32 protein-coding genes are annotated in these 17235 nt (G+C 36.4%); 6 read left to right on the top strand and 26 right to left on the bottom strand.

Annotated elements, in window-relative coordinates:
• Positions 1-98: 98 nt before the first annotated feature.
• From ACLTU0_RS02540 to ACLTU0_RS02435, 22 genes are all read right to left on the bottom strand, one after another.
• The gene (locus ACLTU0_RS02540) at positions 99-503 is read right to left on the bottom strand and encodes an HNH endonuclease (protein ID WP_412321296.1); all 405 of its coding nucleotides are present in this window, start codon (positions 501-503) and stop codon (positions 99-101) included.
• A 23-nt stretch (positions 504-526) separates the two neighbouring features.
• Positions 527-2068, bottom strand: a complete 1542-nt coding sequence (locus tag ACLTU0_RS02535; RefSeq protein WP_412321294.1) for an N-6 DNA methylase — start codon at positions 2066-2068, stop codon at positions 527-529.
• Between the two features lie 159 nt (positions 2069-2227).
• Complete coding sequence (locus ACLTU0_RS02530) at positions 2228-2623, bottom strand: DUF1492 domain-containing protein (RefSeq protein ID WP_412321292.1); 396 nt, start codon at positions 2621-2623, stop codon at positions 2228-2230.
• 35 nt (positions 2624-2658) lie between these two features.
• A complete protein-coding gene (locus ACLTU0_RS02525; protein WP_412321290.1) occupies positions 2659-2811 on the bottom strand; it encodes a DUF6906 family protein in 153 nt (50 codons plus the stop codon).
• A 118-nt stretch (positions 2812-2929) separates the two neighbouring features.
• Positions 2930-3139 carry a hypothetical protein gene (locus ACLTU0_RS02520; protein ID WP_412321288.1) on the bottom strand — a complete coding sequence of 70 codons (210 nt, stop codon included), beginning with the start codon at positions 3137-3139 and terminating at the stop codon, positions 2930-2932.
• 15 nt (positions 3140-3154) lie between these two features.
• Positions 3155-3412 carry a hypothetical protein gene (locus ACLTU0_RS02515; RefSeq protein ID WP_412321287.1) on the bottom strand — a complete coding sequence of 86 codons (258 nt, stop codon included), beginning with the start codon at positions 3410-3412 and terminating at the stop codon, positions 3155-3157.
• Complete coding sequence (locus tag ACLTU0_RS02510; protein WP_412321285.1) at positions 3409-3897, bottom strand: hypothetical protein; 489 nt, start codon at positions 3895-3897, stop codon at positions 3409-3411. The genes ACLTU0_RS02515 and ACLTU0_RS02510 overlap by 4 nt, the downstream gene beginning before the upstream one ends.
• Before the next feature lie 24 nt (positions 3898-3921).
• Positions 3922-4272: a hypothetical protein gene (locus ACLTU0_RS02505; RefSeq protein ID WP_412321283.1), complete on the bottom strand. Its 351-nt coding sequence runs from the start codon at positions 4270-4272 to the stop codon at positions 3922-3924.
• Positions 4273-4321: 49 nt separating this feature from the next.
• Positions 4322-4471, bottom strand: a complete 150-nt coding sequence (locus ACLTU0_RS02500) for a hypothetical protein (RefSeq protein ID WP_412321281.1) — start codon at positions 4469-4471, stop codon at positions 4322-4324.
• A 9-nt stretch (positions 4472-4480) separates the two neighbouring features.
• Positions 4481-4981 (bottom strand): hypothetical protein, encoded by a 501-nt coding sequence (locus ACLTU0_RS02495; protein WP_412321280.1) that lies wholly within the window; start codon positions 4979-4981, stop codon positions 4481-4483.
• Positions 4978-5988, bottom strand: a complete 1011-nt coding sequence (locus tag ACLTU0_RS02490) for a DUF3102 domain-containing protein (RefSeq protein ID WP_412321279.1) — start codon at positions 5986-5988, stop codon at positions 4978-4980. The genes ACLTU0_RS02495 and ACLTU0_RS02490 overlap by 4 nt, the downstream gene beginning before the upstream one ends.
• Positions 5988-7622, bottom strand: a complete 1635-nt coding sequence (locus tag ACLTU0_RS02485; RefSeq protein ID WP_412321277.1) for a PcfJ domain-containing protein — start codon at positions 7620-7622, stop codon at positions 5988-5990. Before ACLTU0_RS02485 ends, ACLTU0_RS02490 begins: the two co-directional genes overlap by 1 nt.
• Before the next feature lie 12 nt (positions 7623-7634).
• The gene (locus tag ACLTU0_RS02480) at positions 7635-7955 is read right to left on the bottom strand and encodes a hypothetical protein (RefSeq protein WP_412321276.1); all 321 of its coding nucleotides are present in this window, start codon (positions 7953-7955) and stop codon (positions 7635-7637) included.
• Positions 7956-7993: 38 nt separating this feature from the next.
• Positions 7994-8563, bottom strand: a complete 570-nt coding sequence (locus ACLTU0_RS02475; RefSeq protein WP_412321275.1) for a hypothetical protein — start codon at positions 8561-8563, stop codon at positions 7994-7996.
• 14 nt (positions 8564-8577) lie between these two features.
• Positions 8578-8718 (bottom strand): hypothetical protein, encoded by a 141-nt coding sequence (locus ACLTU0_RS02470; protein WP_412321274.1) that lies wholly within the window; start codon positions 8716-8718, stop codon positions 8578-8580.
• 2 nt (positions 8719-8720) lie between these two features.
• Positions 8721-9296, bottom strand: a complete 576-nt coding sequence (locus ACLTU0_RS02465; protein ID WP_412321272.1) for a Holliday junction resolvase RecU — start codon at positions 9294-9296, stop codon at positions 8721-8723.
• Positions 9253-9450: a hypothetical protein gene (locus ACLTU0_RS02460; protein WP_412321270.1), complete on the bottom strand. Its 198-nt coding sequence runs from the start codon at positions 9448-9450 to the stop codon at positions 9253-9255. Before ACLTU0_RS02460 ends, ACLTU0_RS02465 begins: the two co-directional genes overlap by 44 nt.
• A 1-nt stretch (position 9451) precedes the next feature.
• Entirely contained in the window at positions 9452-10147 is a 696-nt protein-coding gene (locus tag ACLTU0_RS02455; RefSeq protein WP_412321268.1) for a hypothetical protein, read from the bottom strand.
• A gap of 177 nt (positions 10148-10324) precedes the next feature.
• On the bottom strand, positions 10325-10534 hold the full coding sequence (locus ACLTU0_RS02450) for a hypothetical protein (protein WP_412321267.1): 210 nt from the start codon (positions 10532-10534) through the stop codon (positions 10325-10327).
• Positions 10531-10770 (bottom strand): hypothetical protein, encoded by a 240-nt coding sequence (locus ACLTU0_RS02445; RefSeq protein WP_412321265.1) that lies wholly within the window; start codon positions 10768-10770, stop codon positions 10531-10533. The genes ACLTU0_RS02450 and ACLTU0_RS02445 overlap by 4 nt, the downstream gene beginning before the upstream one ends.
• Positions 10770-10898: a hypothetical protein gene (locus ACLTU0_RS02440; protein ID WP_412321263.1), complete on the bottom strand. Its 129-nt coding sequence runs from the start codon at positions 10896-10898 to the stop codon at positions 10770-10772. Before ACLTU0_RS02440 ends, ACLTU0_RS02445 begins: the two co-directional genes overlap by 1 nt.
• A gap of 126 nt (positions 10899-11024) precedes the next feature.
• Positions 11025-11153 (bottom strand): hypothetical protein, encoded by a 129-nt coding sequence (locus ACLTU0_RS02435; RefSeq protein WP_412321262.1) that lies wholly within the window; start codon positions 11151-11153, stop codon positions 11025-11027.
• 93 nt (positions 11154-11246) lie between these two features.
• Between ACLTU0_RS02435 and ACLTU0_RS02430 the strand changes: the two genes are divergently transcribed.
• Entirely contained in the window at positions 11247-11594 is a 348-nt protein-coding gene (locus tag ACLTU0_RS02430) for a hypothetical protein (RefSeq protein WP_412321260.1), read from the top strand.
• On the opposite strand, the gene ACLTU0_RS02425 is transcribed toward ACLTU0_RS02430, so the two are convergent.
• Complete coding sequence (locus tag ACLTU0_RS02425) at positions 11591-11803, bottom strand: MW1434 family type I TA system toxin (RefSeq protein ID WP_412321259.1); 213 nt, start codon at positions 11801-11803, stop codon at positions 11591-11593. The two genes, ACLTU0_RS02430 and ACLTU0_RS02425, sit on opposite strands and share 4 nt — an antisense overlap.
• Positions 11804-11897: 94 nt before the next feature.
• On the opposite strand from ACLTU0_RS02425, the gene ACLTU0_RS02420 reads away from it, so the two are divergent.
• Positions 11898-12083, top strand: coding sequence for a hypothetical protein (locus ACLTU0_RS02420; RefSeq protein WP_412321258.1), 186 nt, complete (start codon positions 11898-11900; stop codon positions 12081-12083).
• On the opposite strand, the gene ACLTU0_RS02415 is transcribed toward ACLTU0_RS02420, so the two are convergent.
• Positions 12072-12239: a hypothetical protein gene (locus ACLTU0_RS02415; RefSeq protein ID WP_412321257.1), complete on the bottom strand. Its 168-nt coding sequence runs from the start codon at positions 12237-12239 to the stop codon at positions 12072-12074. The two genes, ACLTU0_RS02420 and ACLTU0_RS02415, sit on opposite strands and share 12 nt — an antisense overlap.
• Positions 12240-12261: 22 nt before the next feature.
• Positions 12262-12459, bottom strand: a complete 198-nt coding sequence (locus ACLTU0_RS02410; RefSeq protein WP_412321256.1) for a helix-turn-helix domain-containing protein — start codon at positions 12457-12459, stop codon at positions 12262-12264.
• Positions 12460-12634: 175 nt separating this feature from the next.
• On the opposite strand from ACLTU0_RS02410, the gene ACLTU0_RS02405 reads away from it, so the two are divergent.
• Positions 12635-13012, top strand: coding sequence for a helix-turn-helix domain-containing protein (locus ACLTU0_RS02405; RefSeq protein WP_412321255.1), 378 nt, complete (start codon positions 12635-12637; stop codon positions 13010-13012).
• A gap of 125 nt (positions 13013-13137) precedes the next feature.
• Positions 13138-14706, top strand: a complete 1569-nt coding sequence (locus tag ACLTU0_RS02400; RefSeq protein WP_412321253.1) for a recombinase family protein — start codon at positions 13138-13140, stop codon at positions 14704-14706.
• Between the two features lie 55 nt (positions 14707-14761).
• Here the strand turns inward: ACLTU0_RS02400 and ACLTU0_RS02395 are convergent, their stop codons facing one another.
• The gene (locus ACLTU0_RS02395) at positions 14762-15859 is read right to left on the bottom strand and encodes a LytTR family transcriptional regulator DNA-binding domain-containing protein (protein WP_412321251.1); all 1098 of its coding nucleotides are present in this window, start codon (positions 15857-15859) and stop codon (positions 14762-14764) included.
• Between the two features lie 164 nt (positions 15860-16023).
• On the opposite strand from ACLTU0_RS02395, the gene ACLTU0_RS02390 reads away from it, so the two are divergent.
• Complete coding sequence (locus tag ACLTU0_RS02390) at positions 16024-16245, top strand: DUF6514 family protein (RefSeq protein WP_118446914.1); 222 nt, start codon at positions 16024-16026, stop codon at positions 16243-16245.
• 108 nt (positions 16246-16353) lie between these two features.
• On the top strand, positions 16354-17235 hold an 882-nt coding region (locus tag ACLTU0_RS02385), incomplete at its 3' end, for an MATE family efflux transporter (RefSeq protein ID WP_412321249.1).

Raw genomic sequence — 17235 nt, 5'->3', positions numbered from 1 at the left:
CTCGTATTTTTTGAATTTTAATTTAAAATTTCATTTTGGGAATTTTTTGCGTGCTTATACCCCTTGTTTCCTGTACAAATCCCCCAGCCGAAAAAATTCTAATGGCCGGGGGGTGTCTGTTCCTGCTCCAATGCGATTTTCTGCAATACTTTTTTCGGAATTTCGCCGCTTTCTGCCATTTTATGGTGACATTCACAAAGGCTGATTAAGTTACTGTTTTCATCTCGCAGTTCGTAATTGTCTTTCAGCGGTACAATGTGATGAACACTGATACCGTTCGTATTGTATTGACGTGCGCCGTATTTATATAATCCACGCACACATATTTGACACATATTCATATCACGTTCTTTTATCTCGTTGCGTTTGCGTTGCCACGAAATTGTATTTCTGTATCTGTCATATTCATACGTTTTTTTATTCCGGCTCTGCCTACGCTTTGCCTGTGGACATTTGTACATAACGTCGTGAATACGTCCGCAATACGGACAGCTCTTTCTCATTGTTTATCACCTCTTTCCGCCGCTTATATGTCGCCTATATCTATCTTGCCACTCATCAGCTCCGGCAACAGTGCGTCCCGAAGTTCTGCTAAATATCTGTTTTCTTCAACGTTTAGATAATATATGTGTTGTTTCCACGTGTTAAATATCATCATAAGAATACTTGAAATATTTTCTTTGCTGTTGTTTGCGAATGTTATTTCATTTTTGTTTTTGGTTGTTTTGAAATAATCATTTTTAACAATCTTTTCGCCACATATTTTTTCTGTCAATTTTGAAAAATCATTATTTGTACTGTTGTCCTGCTTAAACAGCTCAATGTCAAATCCTAAAGACTTGGCGATTGTTTCGTTTATTGTTAGTTTACAAGTATTTTTTTCAGTTATAATTCTGTTAATATCCGCAACTATTTCGTTGTACGGTCTATGTGCATTTTCTATATTCTCAAACTCTATGTATCGGCTTGGCACCAATACATAATTATTGTTTTTTATTTCTTCAATGCTTACTGCCTTACAGTAACCCGCTATGTTTCCGTACTGTTCAATCTGTATCAATACATCTTGTATCTGACTTTCAGATATAACCTTGACTTCTTTTGCGTATGTCCTGTTAGTGTGACTTTTGCCGCCAAACTGCCCGTTTTGCATTCGCTGTTCTGTTTCATACCGCTGTCGTAGGTCAATCATTTCTACTGTCGAATGCTGTTTATTTTTATTAAATGTTATAATGCACGTTGGTATTGACGTAACTTCAAACATTTTATCCGGACATACAATTATACTTTCTATGAAATTCATTTCAACTAAATACTGTCTTATTTGCTTTTCCTTTTGGTTGTCTGTACTTAAAACCCCATTCGGCAATATAAAACTTGCTTTGCCCGTAATCTCATCTAACGCAGTCAATACAAACGCATAATTCGCATTACTTTCCGGCGGCACTTCGCATTGTGAAAATCTATTCTGTAATTGTGCAAATACCGGCTGTTCCCATTTCATATTGTACGGTGGATTTGATATACAACAATCAGCTTTAAATTCGCTCTTAGTTATCTCTTTAACAGTTGCAAATCTATTGCCTTTTTGTGTCCTGTATGTTTTAAAAATTTCATCTGACAATACATCACAATGAATAACTTCGGCGTCAATATTTCTAATTGCCAAATTAAACAACAAAAACGGAATAACACGACTATCATATTCTTTACATATGAATTTTAAATCGTTATTTTCGTTCCATTTTTGGATTGTCAATGCTCCACTTCCCGCACACAAATCTAAACAATTTTTTTCATCTTTGGTTTTTGATAACTCTGCAACTGCTACCGCAAGACTTTTCGGTGTGTAGTCTTGCATTTTTTCCTTGCGGTCGGCAAAATAATATTGAAATATCATTTGCATATAATCTATTGTTAAATCGGGACATATTAAAATCCAATCTTCGCATAGCTTTCGGCACTTTTCCGCATTTAACAATGTCGATTTTAATTCATCAACAACATCTTCAATTTTTTCTATTCTGAAAACACTCTTGAATTTTTCAACTAATTGTAACAGTTCCATTTCAACGTCCCCATTCCTTTAAAAATTTGCAATCAAAAACCGCCGTTTACACGCTACGGCGGTTCTCGATTGATAGAAGAAAAAAAGGAGAAAACCCTATTGTGAATTTCTTCACGTTATCATAATACCACAGAATATAGTCCATTTTAGTCCACTCTTTTAAAAATTCGCAATTTTTTTTAATGCTGATTTATGTATTTGATATATTCGGGAACGTTCATAGTGCATTCTCTGACATATCTTGTTTTCATTCAGTCCTAATATGTATTTATATCGCAGTACCGCCTGTTCCTGTGGATCCGACAACTTCGCAATCGCAGTTTCGATTGTTTTCAACTTTTCCGCCGCCGTTGAATATTCTGTTTTATATTGTTCCTGTAAATCAATCAATTTGCAAATCAATTCGGATTTATCGGTTGACTTTCCGCCGCGTGGCATATCATTGACTATTGCCGTCACTTTATTGATTTGCGACTGCAATTTCTGTATTTGATATTCAATACTCTCTGCATTTCGCATTATTTTTCTGTATTCCTGTAATTCTTTTTGCGTCAATGATATGCCCCCTGTTCCGTAATCGATTGCGATTTTTAGTTTTTGTTTAACAACCTGTGTTGTCCGTTTTTACTGACTATATACAAATATTCCGGTGTTTCTTTTTCAATTTTCCAATTTTCCGATTTTAAACCGTGTTCGGCAAGAAATAGTTTCTGCCGGCGGTTTGGATTGATTAATCTTTTCATTGATTTCCTCCGTTTTTTCTTCTGTCATTTTGTTTCATTCTTTGTATTGACCGTTTCCACGAATTCCGTATTATGTTATATTCTCTGTTTGATGTATCAATCGCAACAATAGAATTTCTTAACTTTTTTTGTTCATACTGACATCCAAAATATCGCGACTTCCGGCAAACGTCAGTACATAAACCTGTTTTTTGTACTGACGTGCATAATCGATAATACATTCATTTAACAATGCTTGAAATGTCATTTGTGACGTTATGCGTTTCAAATCACCCGCCTTTAATTTTCGTATGTATGGTTTCATAAATTTTGATTTATATTTTCTCATATTGTTCTACTCCTTTTATTCGCACGGTTCGTATTTTTTGTGAAATATATCGGGTTTGCAAGGATAATATTCCCCACGCAATCCCCTTATGATGTAATCGCCGACGCTTGCCTTCATATAGCCTTCTAATGTTGATATAAATATAACAGGCTCTAAGCCCTCTACACGGATAATAGTTTTGTCCAATCCATTTGTAAATTTTATAATTTCATCAAGGTTATGCCCTTCCCATTGCACTGCCTCTATTTCACACGGTTTTGTTTTGTATTTCATTCTTTACCTCCGTCATTTCTTTTTGCGGATTTATCTATTTTTGCCCCGCAGTGCGGGCAGTAATAAAATTCACATCCTCTGTACCACTGAATATCATCACTGTCGTTATCTAACCCGATTTCTAAATAATCTATACAACCGAAACCGCATACCGAACATATAAATTCATCAACAGGGTCCATATTAGTAGCATTATACCCGTGCTGATGTTCATTCTTTAGCTCCATCAACTTGTCATACTCTGACTTGTCAATCAATTTCTTATACGCCTCCTGTGCCACTTCTTCGGCTATATCGCCCATAAAATACACCGGTAACGGTTTTTCTAACGGTCCACATTCTCCTTTGCTTGCGTCAATTATAATTGCAAATTTGAATCCGTCATACCGACTTTGCAGATAGTCATTTATGTCACGCAAATTGTGACTGTTAAACCATATCGGAAAATTTCCGAAACGGTCTTTTTTGTCCGTAATTATTCTCATTTAATTTCCTCCTTACTTTAATTTTTATATCATTTTGTTTCCGTACTGTTTTAGTGAACCGTATACCGTTGCTACCGCGATATTTAATTCTTCGCTGATTTCTTTAATCGTGAACCCTTGATTTTGCAAAAACACAATTCTGTTGTGATATATATACCGTTTATTGTTACTTCGTGACTGTGGTTGCGGTTGTTCACCGTTGCAGATGTACACCCATTCGGGACGTACACCTTTTTTCAGTGCCTCGGTGACATTATGCCACGCCTCGTTGATACAGGAAACAGAACACATTTGTATTTTAAATGGTTTACCACTGTTTTCGTCGATTTTTTCGTTCATCATTTTTCCACATACTGAACAATATGTCTTTCGCATTTTTGGGCCTCCTCTTTTATCAATCTTTTTTTATTTCTTTTTTCCTCTCTCAATATATTGTGATTTCTTTTGCTCTGTCGTCGACGTCTATACTGTCTTCGGTTACAAATGAATATCCTTCACCCGCATACACCATATAATCGCCCTTGCCAACTTCAATTAATTCGTTCGCAAATTCTTGTAATTCTTGTACCGTCATTACTGTACCTCACTTTCCCGACCTTAGCATATAAAATAATAACTGCGACATTGACCTTTGACGGTCCTTTGGGTGTGCCACTGTTGCAATTTTCAACGTCCAATCTACCGTTTTATCATCTATTGGTGTCGGACTTTTAAACTCATCTGTGGGTTCTCTGCTCTCGGGGCACGCCACATATACCCCTACGCTCCATGGCACTTCACGCCTAATTTGTTTATATGTTTCCATTGTTGTGACAACATAATTTCTGTCACCACCAAAATTTAAGCCGTTGCCGCTATGGTAATCAGCCTTGCAACTCTTGATTTCGTAAAAAACAAACTCGCCTTTTTCAATTCCACTCGTGCTTTGATTTTTTGGCACGAATTGTATAAAATCAACACGTTTTTTTTCGCCTTTTCCACCACTATGATCAAGTGTAACTTCGCTTGCGTAGTATTTACCCCTACCCGATAATCTTTCAATGAGTAAATTACTCAAAAACTCGGTTGTTTCTTTTCGGTTCATATTTCTTCCACCTTTCCTTTCAACGTTTCTTTTACCGCCGCAAATAATTTGTCGTATTTCTCCGACCCCTCAACCGCCGCAAGTGCGGTTTTAACCGCTATAATTGCGGTCTGTGCCTGTTCAAAACACATCTGCAATTTAACCATATTTTCATTACTGCCGACTTGTGATTCTTTTTGCAGTTTCTCAATAGTTTGTTTTAACTCGGCATTTTCTTTTTCCGCCGCGTCAACCTTTTCTTTTTCTGCTGATACCTCGTCTTTCAGCTTTTTATATTTTTCTTTCGACTTTTTCGCCGCCTGTTCTGCTTTTTCCTTTTCCTCTGTCAGACGGTCAATCTCTTTTTGCAATGATTTTTTAGCGTTTTCGTCAGCCTCTTTCATCATCTTTTCTAATTCGTCTTGCGGAACCGTCGCAGGCTCCGCATTTCTAATGTCTAACTCCGCTTGCAGGCGTTCAATCATTAATCGCTTATCTTCCGCCGCCTGTTCGCTCTGCTTTATCTGTTCTTCCAACTTTTTCTCTGCCACTGCTTGCTTTTTTTCTGCTCTGTCCAGTGCGTCAGTCTTTTCCTGTATCAACTTGTGCAGTTGTTTAACGGTGGTTTCCTCTGTTATGTTGTTTTCTTCAACGAACTGTTCTCGCTCATCAGCCGGAATTGCTGTTAGCTCTATCAATTTTGTTACTCCCAGATTCTTAATTGATTCAGAATTTTCAAAATTTCCAAATAGCCTCTGTTGGTCTGCACCGTATTCCTTGTAAATTTTTATGTAGTTTTCAGCCATAGCCTGCTTATAGCCTGTGTATTTTTCGCAATACTCGCCCCACTTGCCGTATTGTACCAGTGTTTTAGCTTTTGCAAATCTTTTACCGATTTCTATTAAACATTGCAATAGCATATTGTTCATACTTTTTGAAATATATTTGATTTCTGCCGTGATTGTTGGTAAATCACAACTTTCAATCTCTCTGTATTCCGCCTCGATTATCTCGTTTTTATTTTCCATTATGCTACTTTCCTTTCTTTTTTCACTCCGGCTGTGTTCTTGACGAACTCAACCCACTTTTCTTCAAATTTTTCGACTTCCGGCGTTCTCGCGCAGTGCCGTAATCCGCTGTTTTGTCTGACACACATATTTTTAAAATCAAATTCCAATGTAAAATACGGTTTATCCGGTTCATTTATATGACGGATAAAAAATATAGCCGTCTCACCGCGCGCGTGACGTTTAGCATACGTCGCTACGCAATGATGTAACTCTCTGCCCTCGTCTATCATTTCAATTTCTGTTTCGGCAGGGTGTATTGATAAACCGCCGCAGGTGAAACAATATTTTTTTAGTTTGTTATATTGTTTCTTGAAATCTTTCTCCAGTTCTTTTGTTGCAGCAATCTGCATAATGCGTTGTTCATCATTATGCGATTTTACTAAATTCTGCGGATATAGAATGTCCGTATCGGTCGTATAATGACCGTTTTTCCGCAACATATTCCAATAGTCAACAATGTACTGCACCCTGTTGTAATATGTTACTGCGTCCTCTAAATTTTTGTTTTGTTTTTCAATGTAACGCATTGTTTTCGGTATGTCGGCACCTGTTCCGATTAGCGGTTCAATTCGTGAACCGTATTTATGTACAATTCTATCAATATTCTGTATCGTTACACCCTGCGTATGTGTATGTACATACAGGTCAATTTTACTGCTATCCCACTCATTTTGTTTTATGCACCGCAGTGCCTCTTTGCTGATACCTAAAATTTCATTGGGTTTTGCTTTTTTCAGTTTTAACCCCTTGAAATTTTTCAACGTTGGTGTGGTTTTGATATACGACGTCGACGATTGTATCAATTTGTTGACATATCCACCTAACCCATTCATTATCAGATTTTCAACATTCGGATAACGTTGATATAATCGCAGATATGTAACCGGATATGTCGTATCTGAACACTTCAAATACACGTCCAATTTTGAATTTTCAGCGAACGTGCCTTTCAGCACATTTGGAATTTCTTCCGGCTGATATATTTCCGCCATACACACGTCTTCCACCCTGTCCGCAAACGTTTTCCGTGTTTCCCATTTCCCTATGAAACACTGCCTGTTCCAGTAGTTTGAATAAAACCCTGTCAGTCGTTTTTTTTCTGTTTTGGAAAATACCGCACCGGAATATTGATATATATTCAATTCATCTTTGCCAGTTCTATCAACTCGACGTTCACCGCACCACTGCAATACGGCAACATTTCCGTTGACATTATGGAATGTAACGGGCCAGTATCGTTCTATAACAGTTCCGTTTCGACTGCCGAAACTGCTGACGTGTTCGGCTGTTACCGATTTACCACATTCGGGACACGTTGTTTTTTTATTGCCGAATATTTCTTCACCTGTTTCTGAATGGATAAATCCTATTCGGCTTTTAGGGGCAGTTTCCTTTATGTATTCTTGCAGTGTAACCGCTCCGCAGGCGGTACATTTACATTCAACACACTTTTTTCGTCTGTCCTCCAACGGCTCATAATAGTACCCAACTTTGTATATTAATAAATTCACTTTTCTTTTTTTATTGCACCAGTCGGCCAAACCTTTGGGCGGTTCGTTCGTTACCAAATCGGCCATATTTATATCACACATATTTACCGCCCCCTATAGCAAATCTGCAATACTGACTATCTTTTCAGTAGATTTCGGCTGATTAATACCGTAAAATTCGCAGATTATTTTTTCTGCCTGTTGCGGTGTTACACACGCAAAATTATTTTTTCTATGCTCGTCCGCATATTTTTTAATCTTTTTCTCACATTCAACAATGCTCATTTCTTTCACTTTCAAATCCTGTCCGACGATTTCCGCCGCCTGTGGATTGTTTCTGATGATCTCTTTCAACTGCTCACCTACATAATATGGCGGTGTATTTTCTTGCCCTTTCTGTTGCTCCTCTATCTGCTTTATGACTTCGTCTATCATTGTTTTTCCTCTCTTTCTTCTCAATCGATTGGGATTTTTTAATCTGTCAGTTCCATTTGACCGCCCATATCTAAAAATCCGTCTTTCAAATTTCGTTTGAAACCCTCTCTCAGAGTTCCACCGAAATCTGCCAACTGTTGCATATCGAAATACATTGCCATTATTATCCCAACGCATATACCCGATACAACCACATATACATTGGGTTCTAACGGATTATCTCGATAATAATATTCCGGCGCAAATTCATCACGGAAAACGTCTAAATATTTTTCCTGTATTATCATTATTTTTCCGTCTGCCATAACAAACATTTTGTATGTTTGTTTGCCGGAAGTTAACGAATATTTTAACGGCTGTAACTCTTTCAATTCGTCAACATCAATAATCGGTTGTGGTTTTTCTGTGTTATCTGTCAATGTAAAAATATCTTTGACCTCATTGTCACCGCCTATTGCGGTAAAATAATCATCAACCGTCCATTTCGGACAAATTCCTTGCACCATAACCGCTACGTGACCCTCGGATAGAAATTTATATCCGCCGTATGACAGTAGTATTATTTGACGGTTTTTCTTGCATAATTTCAGTATGTATTCTAAATTCATTCTGTCGCCCCCTGTCAAAATGTTACGGCAATGTTCAGCACCGCCGCCGCAATCCAGTATATTGTGTGTCGCCAATCACCTGTAATTGTATACGGTATAGCTGATGCACCCTGTAGAACTATTAATACCAATGGCAATATTTTCTCTTTACTCATTTTTATACCCCCTCAACTCTTGTGCCGTCCTCATACTCTAAAAATCGGACAGCCCCGTCATATTTTACTTCGTAACCTGCAATATCTTCGGGCATTAAAAACTTTTTGCCGTAAATGTTTTTCATATCGTCCCACACATCAAACGGAACCGAATAAAATTTATCCTGTATATTTACCGCCACAAATGTAACGGCTCCAAAATCCTTCTGTTCTCTTAGCCACTCCATTTGCGTATCTGTTACCGCATTTCTTTGTATACGGCTTTTTTGCGTGCTTTTTGCCTCAAACGCAATAGCACGACCGCCGTACAGAACCCCTTTGAAATCCGGCTCGGCTCTGCCTGTAAATCTGCCGCTGAATTTGTTTCCTGTGGTTTTCTTTGTAACTATGTACGGCTCGTTCACCTTGTTAATAATTGCCGTACCGCGTTGACGGTAATAGTTGCACCCGCGCATTAACAGGCTTTCAAATGCTCTGCCCCTTGCAGAACTCACTTTATTTCTCAAAACTTGCTCACCGTTGGTATTCTCATTTTCATTTACCAACGTTTGAAATTGTTCCGCTGTCATATGTTCCATAGTTTCTACCTCTCTTTTTTAATTTCATTTTGTTTAACATTACACATTTTTCAAATGATTTAATATCGTCCGCCGTTGCTCTCGGTGCGTTCCCGCATATCCGAATTATGCACGGCGTGTTTTCATATTTGCAACCGTTACACCCGTCTATCATTTCAACACCTCCGTACCATTACATACTCTTGGTACGGGAAACCACTGAAATCGTGGAACCCGTCAAACCTATGTATTATCTCGTAGTGTTTTTTTGCTCTCGGTGTGCTTGTCCACCTCTCGGCCTGTATTATTCTGTATCTGATTTTTGGTTTTTTCATATTTCGACTACTTGTGAAATCTTTTTCCGATTTCTCGCTGTCGCCTTTTACAAAATACATTGCCAAATCATACATAGAATCAGTGTATATATTTTCTATATGCACCTTTCCGTGTTCCCATAGGCTTATAATGATACCTATGTCAAATACATTTTTGATTATAAAATGATGATGTAACCCACCTTTGACACCGCGTTCGGTCATTGCGGTATATGTCAACGGTATGTCTTTCTTCTTTAACTTTTCACGCAATCGGCGAATAAATCGACTGCGTTGTTTTTTTGCCATTACCATACTATCGGGACGTTCCGTACGTCTGTATGTTAATGTCACCCACCAATCCGACTTTTTGAAATTTGTACAGATATTCCACACTATGCGTTTTTTCTTCAACAACTCATTTCTTCGCCGTTGAACCTCTGAACATTCATTCCAATTCGGACCTCTTGGAATATTCTTTTTACCGTATCTTGCGGAGAAACTTTTTTCTTTGAAAATGTGTTCCCCTGCAATGATAGTTTTTTCTATGTATGCCATATATCTTAATCTGCTTTCGTCCTAAAATTAATTACTTAAACAAGTTATAAAACCTTGAAAAATCAAGGTTTTTTTGTTTTTTGCTATTGCCTATTTTTTCGATATATGATATAATAGATATGTGGGTATCTTTATATCACATATAGTATTTAAAAAAGTAGTGGTTTGGCTGAACCACTATTTTTTTTGTGTCAATTCGTCGATTGACATTTGTACCGTTTTGGGCGGTGGCGTTCGGTGTGTTATAGGCTGTTTCGCCTGTCTGCATTTCTGACAGATAAAACCGCCTGTCGGTGTTACCGCCCCCGGTATATTCTTCGGGTCAACATATGTCATATACCACTGCCCGCAGACAGTACATTGACTGTTATATGTTTTTCTTCTCATATCGCCGACACTTTCTTTTTGAACAACGGCAATACCTTTTTGGCATTGACCGTTGCTCCGCTTTCACGGTTCACCAATGCTAAAACCTCATCCGTTTCGCGCAAAAACTTCTGTCGCGGACTTTCGTAGTCCTTGCGATTTTTCTTGTTGGACAGTAAATCGTCCAACATTTGTAGGGCCAAACACCTGCCCTGTTCATTTAATTGGTCTATTCGTTGTATGTATTTGTCGTACATTATCCTATCTCCTTTAACTTCGGCATTCCGTTTTTATCTCTCGGAATATCCACCGCTTTGATTTTAATTTTTAACGTGTTGCCCTCTTTCAGCATTCCTCTTACTTTTCTTGGCTTAATTTTTTTCATATCTTCGTTCCTTTCGTTGTTCGCAGGCACATAGGAACCGCCCTATCAGATTTCATTAAAATTTCAAAATGTATTAAGGGGGGCTACCATTCGGGCGGTTCGTATCTGCCTGCGAAACTATTTCAACTATGCCGTTTTTTCTTGGCTTTGCTTTTTTTCACAAAATACTTCATATAATAATGACGCCAAATCACTTATAACTGTATTCGGTATCGTTTCCGTATTTATTTCCGCTAAATTGCTATACTCTTTCATTTTCTTTTCCCACCTTTCCGCCTCTTTAGGCTGTTTTATTTGTATTTTTTGTAAACTTATGCTATAATCACCGTAGAATGGAGGTGATTATATATGGATATTGAAATAACTAAAGATTCTGATTATCTTATTTGCTCTTTGTACAAAGCATATCTTCAAAAGCGTTCAAACGGTATGAATAAAATTCAAGCTTCCTCTATGGGAGGTTCTGAAGAAATACAGAAAGAACTCTTTCCTAATTGGTCTGTTGAAGATGTTGACGCTACTTGTCGTGAACTACATAGAGCAGAACTACTACATTGTTTCTTCGCCGATGATATTGTGTATGAAGCTGTACTTAGCGACAAAGCTATAATTTATATGGAAAATCGCTTTAAAAACAATGTAGATACCATTATGGACTATATCTCTAAGATTAAATCTATGATACCTTTTATTTAATCCACGATAATCCAATCTTTTGCGGCTAAGTCCTCTGCGGACGGATTCCAACGACTTGTGGAGGACTTGTTGTTCTTGAAAACTATACAACATCCTGTACTATTCGTAGGCTTTATCTTTACATTGGCTAACATCGTTCTTATGTATTTTTTTCGTGTTATAAAACGTTTACGTTTTCTTGCTTTCTTAACTGCTTTATAAATGTTCATTCTCTCTCCTACTTTCTTTCCGCCTCGTTAGGCTGTTCTATTTGTATTTTTTGTAAACTTATGCTATAATCACCGTAGAATGGAGGTGATTATAATGCCTAATGAAAACAAAGTATGTCCTTTCCTTAATGATTTTTGTCGAACTGATTGTGTATTTCATACACATAGGATTGCAGTTGGAGCTGATGTTTTTACCTGTTTGATTGCTGCAAAGCTATCTGACATCAATCCACAACAATATGACCAGTTGACAGATATAACACATATTTTAGACAGATAAATTTGTGCTAATTGTAGCTTGCACGGTTGTTGTGGTATATATTTGATTTCTCACAAATGCTAAAATATCATTTGCCTCTGCAACCGTGCATTGTTGTTCATTCATTATTTTTAAAATATCTTTAGCTATTTGCACATTTTTTTGTGTTATTTCCATACTCCTACTTCCTTTCCGCCGCTTAGGCTGTTTTCTTGAAAAAGTCATACGGTTTTTTTAATGTTTCACATATTTTGAAGTATTCTTCTACCGTAATTCTTCTTTTGCTATTCAACATATTACTTAATGTATTGTTTGGAATTCCTGTGTTTTCTGATAAAAAACTCTGTGATATTCCATTCGATTCTAAATACATCTTTATGTTTTTTCCAACACTCATTACATTCACCGCCTTTCAATTTTCACGTTTTATGAAGTTTATGGGTATATTATATTTCATAGTTTATGAAATGTCAATAGTTTTTTGAAAATATTTTCACGTTTTATGAAAATTTGTCTTGATTTTTTGAATTGACTGTGTTATTATCTAATTAGGACAGGAGGCAATATGAATTATGAATGATATTAAAACTATAGTAGCAAAAAATATTTTATTCTATAGGAAACAAAATAAGATGTCACAAAAAACACTTGCTGAAAAAATTGGTGTTAAACACAATACAATATCATCTTGGGAAAGTTGTACCAATTCGGTTGATATTGATAGTTTATTTAAAATATGTGACGCTCTTAACGTTTCTGTCAATGTAATGATGGGAATTGATGATAATACTAATAATAACGATACATTAAATGAAAATGAAAATTATTTACTAAACACTTTTAGAAATTTATCCGTGCAAGGGCAAGAATACATATTACAAACAATAGATATGCTCAAAGACAAATATAAAAAAGATTTATATTCTTCCGATTCACAAAAAATAGGTTGAAAATAAAAAATCCCCGACTGCTACTAACAGTCGGGGAAATAGTGTAGTGTTATGGTACACCAATTAAAAACATATATATTGTACCATAACACCGATTAAAAATCAAGTTGAGAGGTGTTATTTTTATGAAAAAAACTAAAAATTCAGTGCAAAGGGCTGTTATATATGCACGTTATTCGTGTAGTAATCAAACAGAGCAGAGCATTGAGGGTCAGCTTGCGGACTGTGAAAAGTTCGCAGAAAAATATAACTACTATATCGTTGATACATATATCGACCGTGCAATGTCGGCAACAACTGACCGCCGCCCGCAATTTCAACAAATGATTGCTGATAGTGCAACAGGCGGTTTTGATGTCATAATAGTATGGAAATTGGACCGTTTTGCACGAAACAGATATGACAGTGCTGTCAACAAACAGAAATTGAACTCGAACGGCGTCAAAGTCGTTTCTGTAATGGAACACATTGAGGACACCCCCGAAGGCGCATTAATGGAAAGTGTTTTAGAGGGTTTCGCCGAATATTTCAGCAAAGACCTATCGCAGAAAGTTTCAAGAGGTATGCGTGAAACAGCGTTGAAATTCAAGGCTACCGGATTGATTCCATACGGTTACAAAAAAACATCTGATAATATATGCGTACCAGATGAACATACCGCCCCCGTTGTCAAAAAAATATTTGAAATGTACGCCGGTGGTATGATAAACAAGGACATATGCGATTGGCTGAATAGTCACGGTTACAGGACGTCAAACGGCAATTTGTTTAAAAATCAATATTTACGAAAAATCTTAAACCGCCGCCGATATACAGGTTCATATACATACGGCGATTTGGAATTGCACGACGAAAACCAACGCATAATATCTGATGAATTATTTGACCGTGTACAAATTCAGTTACAGGCAAAAAGACGTACGGGCAGGATCGCAAGAGAACAGTATATATTGGTAGGTAAATTGTTTTGTGGTTACTGCCGTAACCCAATCCGTGGCGAAAGTGGCCGCAATCATCAGAATAGAATATATACGTATTATAAATGTTCCGTCAATAAAACAGGTGGTAAATGCCCTAAAACAACCGTTCAGAGAGATATTATTGAAAATAATACTATTAAATTTATTTTAAACAATTTTCTGAATGACGAAATTATAAATTCTGTTGTAGACACCATACAGGCGTCAGAAACTGCCGAAAATAATTCAGCGGAGCTAATCACATTACGAACACAAATTGAAGATACCGACAGAAAAATAAACAATCTGCTGACTGCAATCGAAAACGGTGTTTTTACCCCGTCAACAAAACAACGCCTAAACGATTTGGAAAATGTTAAAGAAAAATTAAAATATGAATTGATTGTTAAACAATCGGAAAAAAATAATTTTAACGCTACTGCATTTAAAAGATTTTTAAAAAATATAGATGTTGATGATTTCAAGACGACAGAACAACGGCAGAAATTAATAAATTTGGTGTTGTATCGTGAATACCTATGGAACGACAAAGTATTATACATATTCAATCTTACACCGTCAAAACCAAATGACAGTGTAGACATAGACAGCTACGTTGACGCGTTACTTGCATCGACAGGTTCGACAAGTCCGACCGATGGTGTACCACAAGTTGTAATATCCGAACTTTGGTTCGGATATTTTTTTGTACAAAAACAAAATATAGCCTCTTAGAACTATATTTATGCAGAACTATATTGAGTTCATTAAACGAGATTTTAATACAATGTCAGTCTTCTTCTATTATTTGCATACTATTAATAACATTTTTATATTCTTTTGCAACTTCCCCAAATTGCTTATCAATCAAAATTTTATCACAATCTTCTCCATTATGATTAATGTTATAAAGAGTTTCCGTAAGAGCCGAACTTGCCTTATAAAGTTTTCCAAAATCAAGACTTACTGACGAGCCTTTCAGAGTATGCGCACAAAGATACGCTTTTTCATACAATTCTTCATTCAAAGCCTTTTTCAATTCATTAAAAGCGGTATCGTTTTTGAAACACTGTACAAAGCGGACAACATATTTTTCATCAATGAGTCTTCTTTTGACTACTTCAAAATCACCTCCGACTTTATCATAAAAAACTTTCAGTCTCTTGGTTGTTCCTGCAATATTACCTCTGTATTCAATATAATTATAGTATTCTTTTTTTATTTCATTCAAATTTCGAGTTCTTATCGGCACAACATCGCCCGATTTCATTGTAAAATCATTCTCAACACTCTCTATCTTGTTCATATTAACAAGATAACTCTGATGACATCTCAAAAACGCTCTATGATTTATTTCTTCCTCAATATCATTAAGTTTCTTATATATTGTGTACTCGTTTCCGTCTGTGCGATGAAGAATACATTTTGAATTACTGCTCTCAATATATTCAATCTCACTGTACAACACTTGAATTACGGAATTGCGTTTTTTTATTTGGTATGTATGCACATTTTCATAATTGCTCAGCACTCTGTCAAGTACCATGCTGATTTTATCTATATCGTGCGGCTTAACCAAATAGCCGCTCGCCTCAACGTCATAACTTTCCACCGCATATTTTGACGTTACGGTAAGAAATATAATCTTACCTTTATAATTCATATTTCTAAGCTTTTCCGCAACTTGTATTCCGTTTAACTTGTCCATATACATATCAAGAAATATTATATCATAATACTCTCCATCTTCTATCGAATAAATTAAATTAACGCCGTTTTCATAGCTATCAACATTGTATTCAATAAATTTATCTGAGAAATAGATACTTAGTTGCTGACGGATTATTTCCCTATCACTTAGATTGTCATCACAAACTGCAATATCCACTTTTTGTGTTCACCTCACAAGGAATTATTCTATCATAATTATACCACAAATATGTATTTTTTGTCAAATTCATCGTAAACACCTTCATTTTCAATAAATTCATATTTCTACGGTTATTTATGCTATAATTTCATCATACAAAAGGATAAAAGGAGAAGTATAAAATGGTAAACTACGGAGTGATTGAAGAAAAAATGTGTGATTTATGTATGGGAGAATACATCACCTATGGGATAGGTGCTTATAATACACAGGCTCACGAACTAATAACTTTTGTTTCAGATGTTTTTCCATGTAAGGATGACGCCGAAAAATTTGTGAATGTTTGTAATGAAAACGAACTTTCATTACATCATTTAAGAGATGTTATCGAAGATTTCATTTGAAATAAAAAAGCACTGAATAAATTAAACTTTGTTCGGTGCTTTTTTATTGCAATTCACTTTGAAAGGTGCTATACTTGATATGCAAAAAATATACAAAGGAGCATATGTATGAGTAAAGCACCTTCGGATAATCAGTATTTCGGTACCGAAAAAACAATGAAAATTTTATTTAAGCTTGCGCCGCCCGTTATGCTGGCACAGCTTATTCAATCTTTATATAATATAGTAGACAGTTTTTTCATCGGTAAATTCTCAGGATACGCACTGACGGCACTTTCTGTAATATACCCTATGCAACTTTTGATATGTGCCGTTGCAGTCGGAACAGGTGTCGGCGTCAATACCGTTATGGCACGGTTTTACGGTCAAAAGCGAACTTCCAAAGCGATTAACACCGCCGGAATAGGAACTGTTATGGCTGTTGTGAGTTGGTTCATATTCGCTTTGATTTCATTTTTCATCATAAAACCGTATGCCTTAATCTCGGCAGAATCTGAAATTGTACATGAGTATACTATTACATATGGTAGAATAATCGGAATTTTCAGCTTGGGAATATTCCTTGAAAGCACTTGGACAAAGATTTTGCAGTCGCAAGGAGATATGAAAACACCTATGATTGCTCAGATTGTCGGTGCATTGACAAATATCGTACTCGACCCTATTTTAATTTTCGGAATGTTTGGAATTAAACCGATGGGTGTCGCAGGTGCGGCTATTGCAACTGTCATAGGTCAGTCGCTCGCCGCCGCCATAACAAGTATTAAAGGATTTTATAAGCCGCCGAAATTAAATATATTTTTGCCGTATGTAAAACAAATATATGCAGCAGGACTGCCGAATATTATTATGCAAGCATTGTGGACTGTATATATTCTCGGACTGAACGTACTTCTTGCGTCATTCTCTGATGCATCCGTAACCGTGCTCGGTATTTATTATAAACTTCAAAGTTTCTTCTTTATTCCGCTTAATGCTCTTGGCGTCTGC

It is taken from the genome of Hominilimicola sp., assembly GCF_046972485.1.
Taxonomy (GTDB): domain Bacteria; phylum Bacillota; class Clostridia; order UBA1381; family UBA1381; genus Hominilimicola; species Hominilimicola fabiformis.
Note: the sequence above shows the minus strand (reverse complement) of the source record. Positions and strands in the feature narration are given on the sequence as shown.

Bases quoted from the DNA above. Each gene is read 5' to 3' on its own strand.
- ACLTU0_RS02415 (WP_412321257.1), bottom strand. From the start codon at position 12,239: ATGGAAATAACACAAAAAAATGTGCAAATAGCTAAAGATATTTTAAAA.
- ACLTU0_RS02405 (WP_412321255.1), top strand. From the start codon at position 12,635: ATGAATGATATTAAAACTATAGTAGCAAAAAATATTTTATTCTATAGG.
- ACLTU0_RS02425 (WP_412321259.1), bottom strand. From the start codon at position 11,803: ATGAACATTTATAAAGCAGTTAAGAAAGCAAGAAAACGTAAACGTTTT.
- ACLTU0_RS02435 (WP_412321262.1), bottom strand. From the start codon at position 11,153: ATGAAAGAGTATAGCAATTTAGCGGAAATAAATACGGAAACGATACCG.
- ACLTU0_RS02505 (WP_412321283.1), bottom strand. From the start codon at position 4,272: ATGCGAAAGACATATTGTTCAGTATGTGGAAAAATGATGAACGAAAAA.
- ACLTU0_RS02465 (WP_412321272.1), bottom strand. From the start codon at position 9,296: ATGGAACATATGACAGCGGAACAATTTCAAACGTTGGTAAATGAAAAT.
- ACLTU0_RS02410 (WP_412321256.1), bottom strand. From the start codon at position 12,459: ATGAGTGTTGGAAAAAACATAAAGATGTATTTAGAATCGAATGGAATA.
- ACLTU0_RS02455 (WP_412321268.1), bottom strand. From the start codon at position 10,147: ATGGCATACATAGAAAAAACTATCATTGCAGGGGAACACATTTTCAAA.
- ACLTU0_RS02500 (WP_412321281.1), bottom strand. From the start codon at position 4,471: ATGACGGTACAAGAATTACAAGAATTTGCGAACGAATTAATTGAAGTT.
- ACLTU0_RS02515 (WP_412321287.1), bottom strand. From the start codon at position 3,412: ATGAAATACAAAACAAAACCGTGTGAAATAGAGGCAGTGCAATGGGAA.
- ACLTU0_RS02470 (WP_412321274.1), bottom strand. From the start codon at position 8,718: ATGAGTAAAGAGAAAATATTGCCATTGGTATTAATAGTTCTACAGGGT.
- ACLTU0_RS02510 (WP_412321285.1), bottom strand. From the start codon at position 3,897: ATGAGAATAATTACGGACAAAAAAGACCGTTTCGGAAATTTTCCGATA.
- ACLTU0_RS02480 (WP_412321276.1), bottom strand. From the start codon at position 7,955: ATGATAGACGAAGTCATAAAGCAGATAGAGGAGCAACAGAAAGGGCAA.
- ACLTU0_RS02485 (WP_412321277.1), bottom strand. From the start codon at position 7,622: ATGTGTGATATAAATATGGCCGATTTGGTAACGAACGAACCGCCCAAA.
- ACLTU0_RS02460 (WP_412321270.1), bottom strand. From the start codon at position 9,450: ATGATAGACGGGTGTAACGGTTGCAAATATGAAAACACGCCGTGCATA.
- ACLTU0_RS02475 (WP_412321275.1), bottom strand. From the start codon at position 8,563: ATGAATTTAGAATACATACTGAAATTATGCAAGAAAAACCGTCAAATA.
- ACLTU0_RS02390 (WP_118446914.1), top strand. From the start codon at position 16,024: ATGGTAAACTACGGAGTGATTGAAGAAAAAATGTGTGATTTATGTATG.
- ACLTU0_RS02430 (WP_412321260.1), top strand. From the start codon at position 11,247: ATGGATATTGAAATAACTAAAGATTCTGATTATCTTATTTGCTCTTTG.
- ACLTU0_RS02440 (WP_412321263.1), bottom strand. From the start codon at position 10,898: ATGAAAAAAATTAAGCCAAGAAAAGTAAGAGGAATGCTGAAAGAGGGC.
- ACLTU0_RS02420 (WP_412321258.1), top strand. From the start codon at position 11,898: ATGCCTAATGAAAACAAAGTATGTCCTTTCCTTAATGATTTTTGTCGA.
- ACLTU0_RS02450 (WP_412321267.1), bottom strand. From the start codon at position 10,534: ATGAGAAGAAAAACATATAACAGTCAATGTACTGTCTGCGGGCAGTGG.
- ACLTU0_RS02525 (WP_412321290.1), bottom strand. From the start codon at position 2,811: ATGAAAAGATTAATCAATCCAAACCGCCGGCAGAAACTATTTCTTGCC.
- ACLTU0_RS02490 (WP_412321279.1), bottom strand. From the start codon at position 5,988: ATGGAAAATAAAAACGAGATAATCGAGGCGGAATACAGAGAGATTGAA.
- ACLTU0_RS02400 (WP_412321253.1), top strand. From the start codon at position 13,138: ATGAAAAAAACTAAAAATTCAGTGCAAAGGGCTGTTATATATGCACGT.
- ACLTU0_RS02520 (WP_412321288.1), bottom strand. From the start codon at position 3,139: ATGAGAAAATATAAATCAAAATTTATGAAACCATACATACGAAAATTA.
- ACLTU0_RS02535 (WP_412321294.1), bottom strand. From the start codon at position 2,068: ATGGAACTGTTACAATTAGTTGAAAAATTCAAGAGTGTTTTCAGAATA.
- ACLTU0_RS02495 (WP_412321280.1), bottom strand. From the start codon at position 4,981: ATGAACCGAAAAGAAACAACCGAGTTTTTGAGTAATTTACTCATTGAA.
- ACLTU0_RS02540 (WP_412321296.1), bottom strand. From the start codon at position 503: ATGAGAAAGAGCTGTCCGTATTGCGGACGTATTCACGACGTTATGTAC.
- ACLTU0_RS02445 (WP_412321265.1), bottom strand. From the start codon at position 10,770: ATGTACGACAAATACATACAACGAATAGACCAATTAAATGAACAGGGC.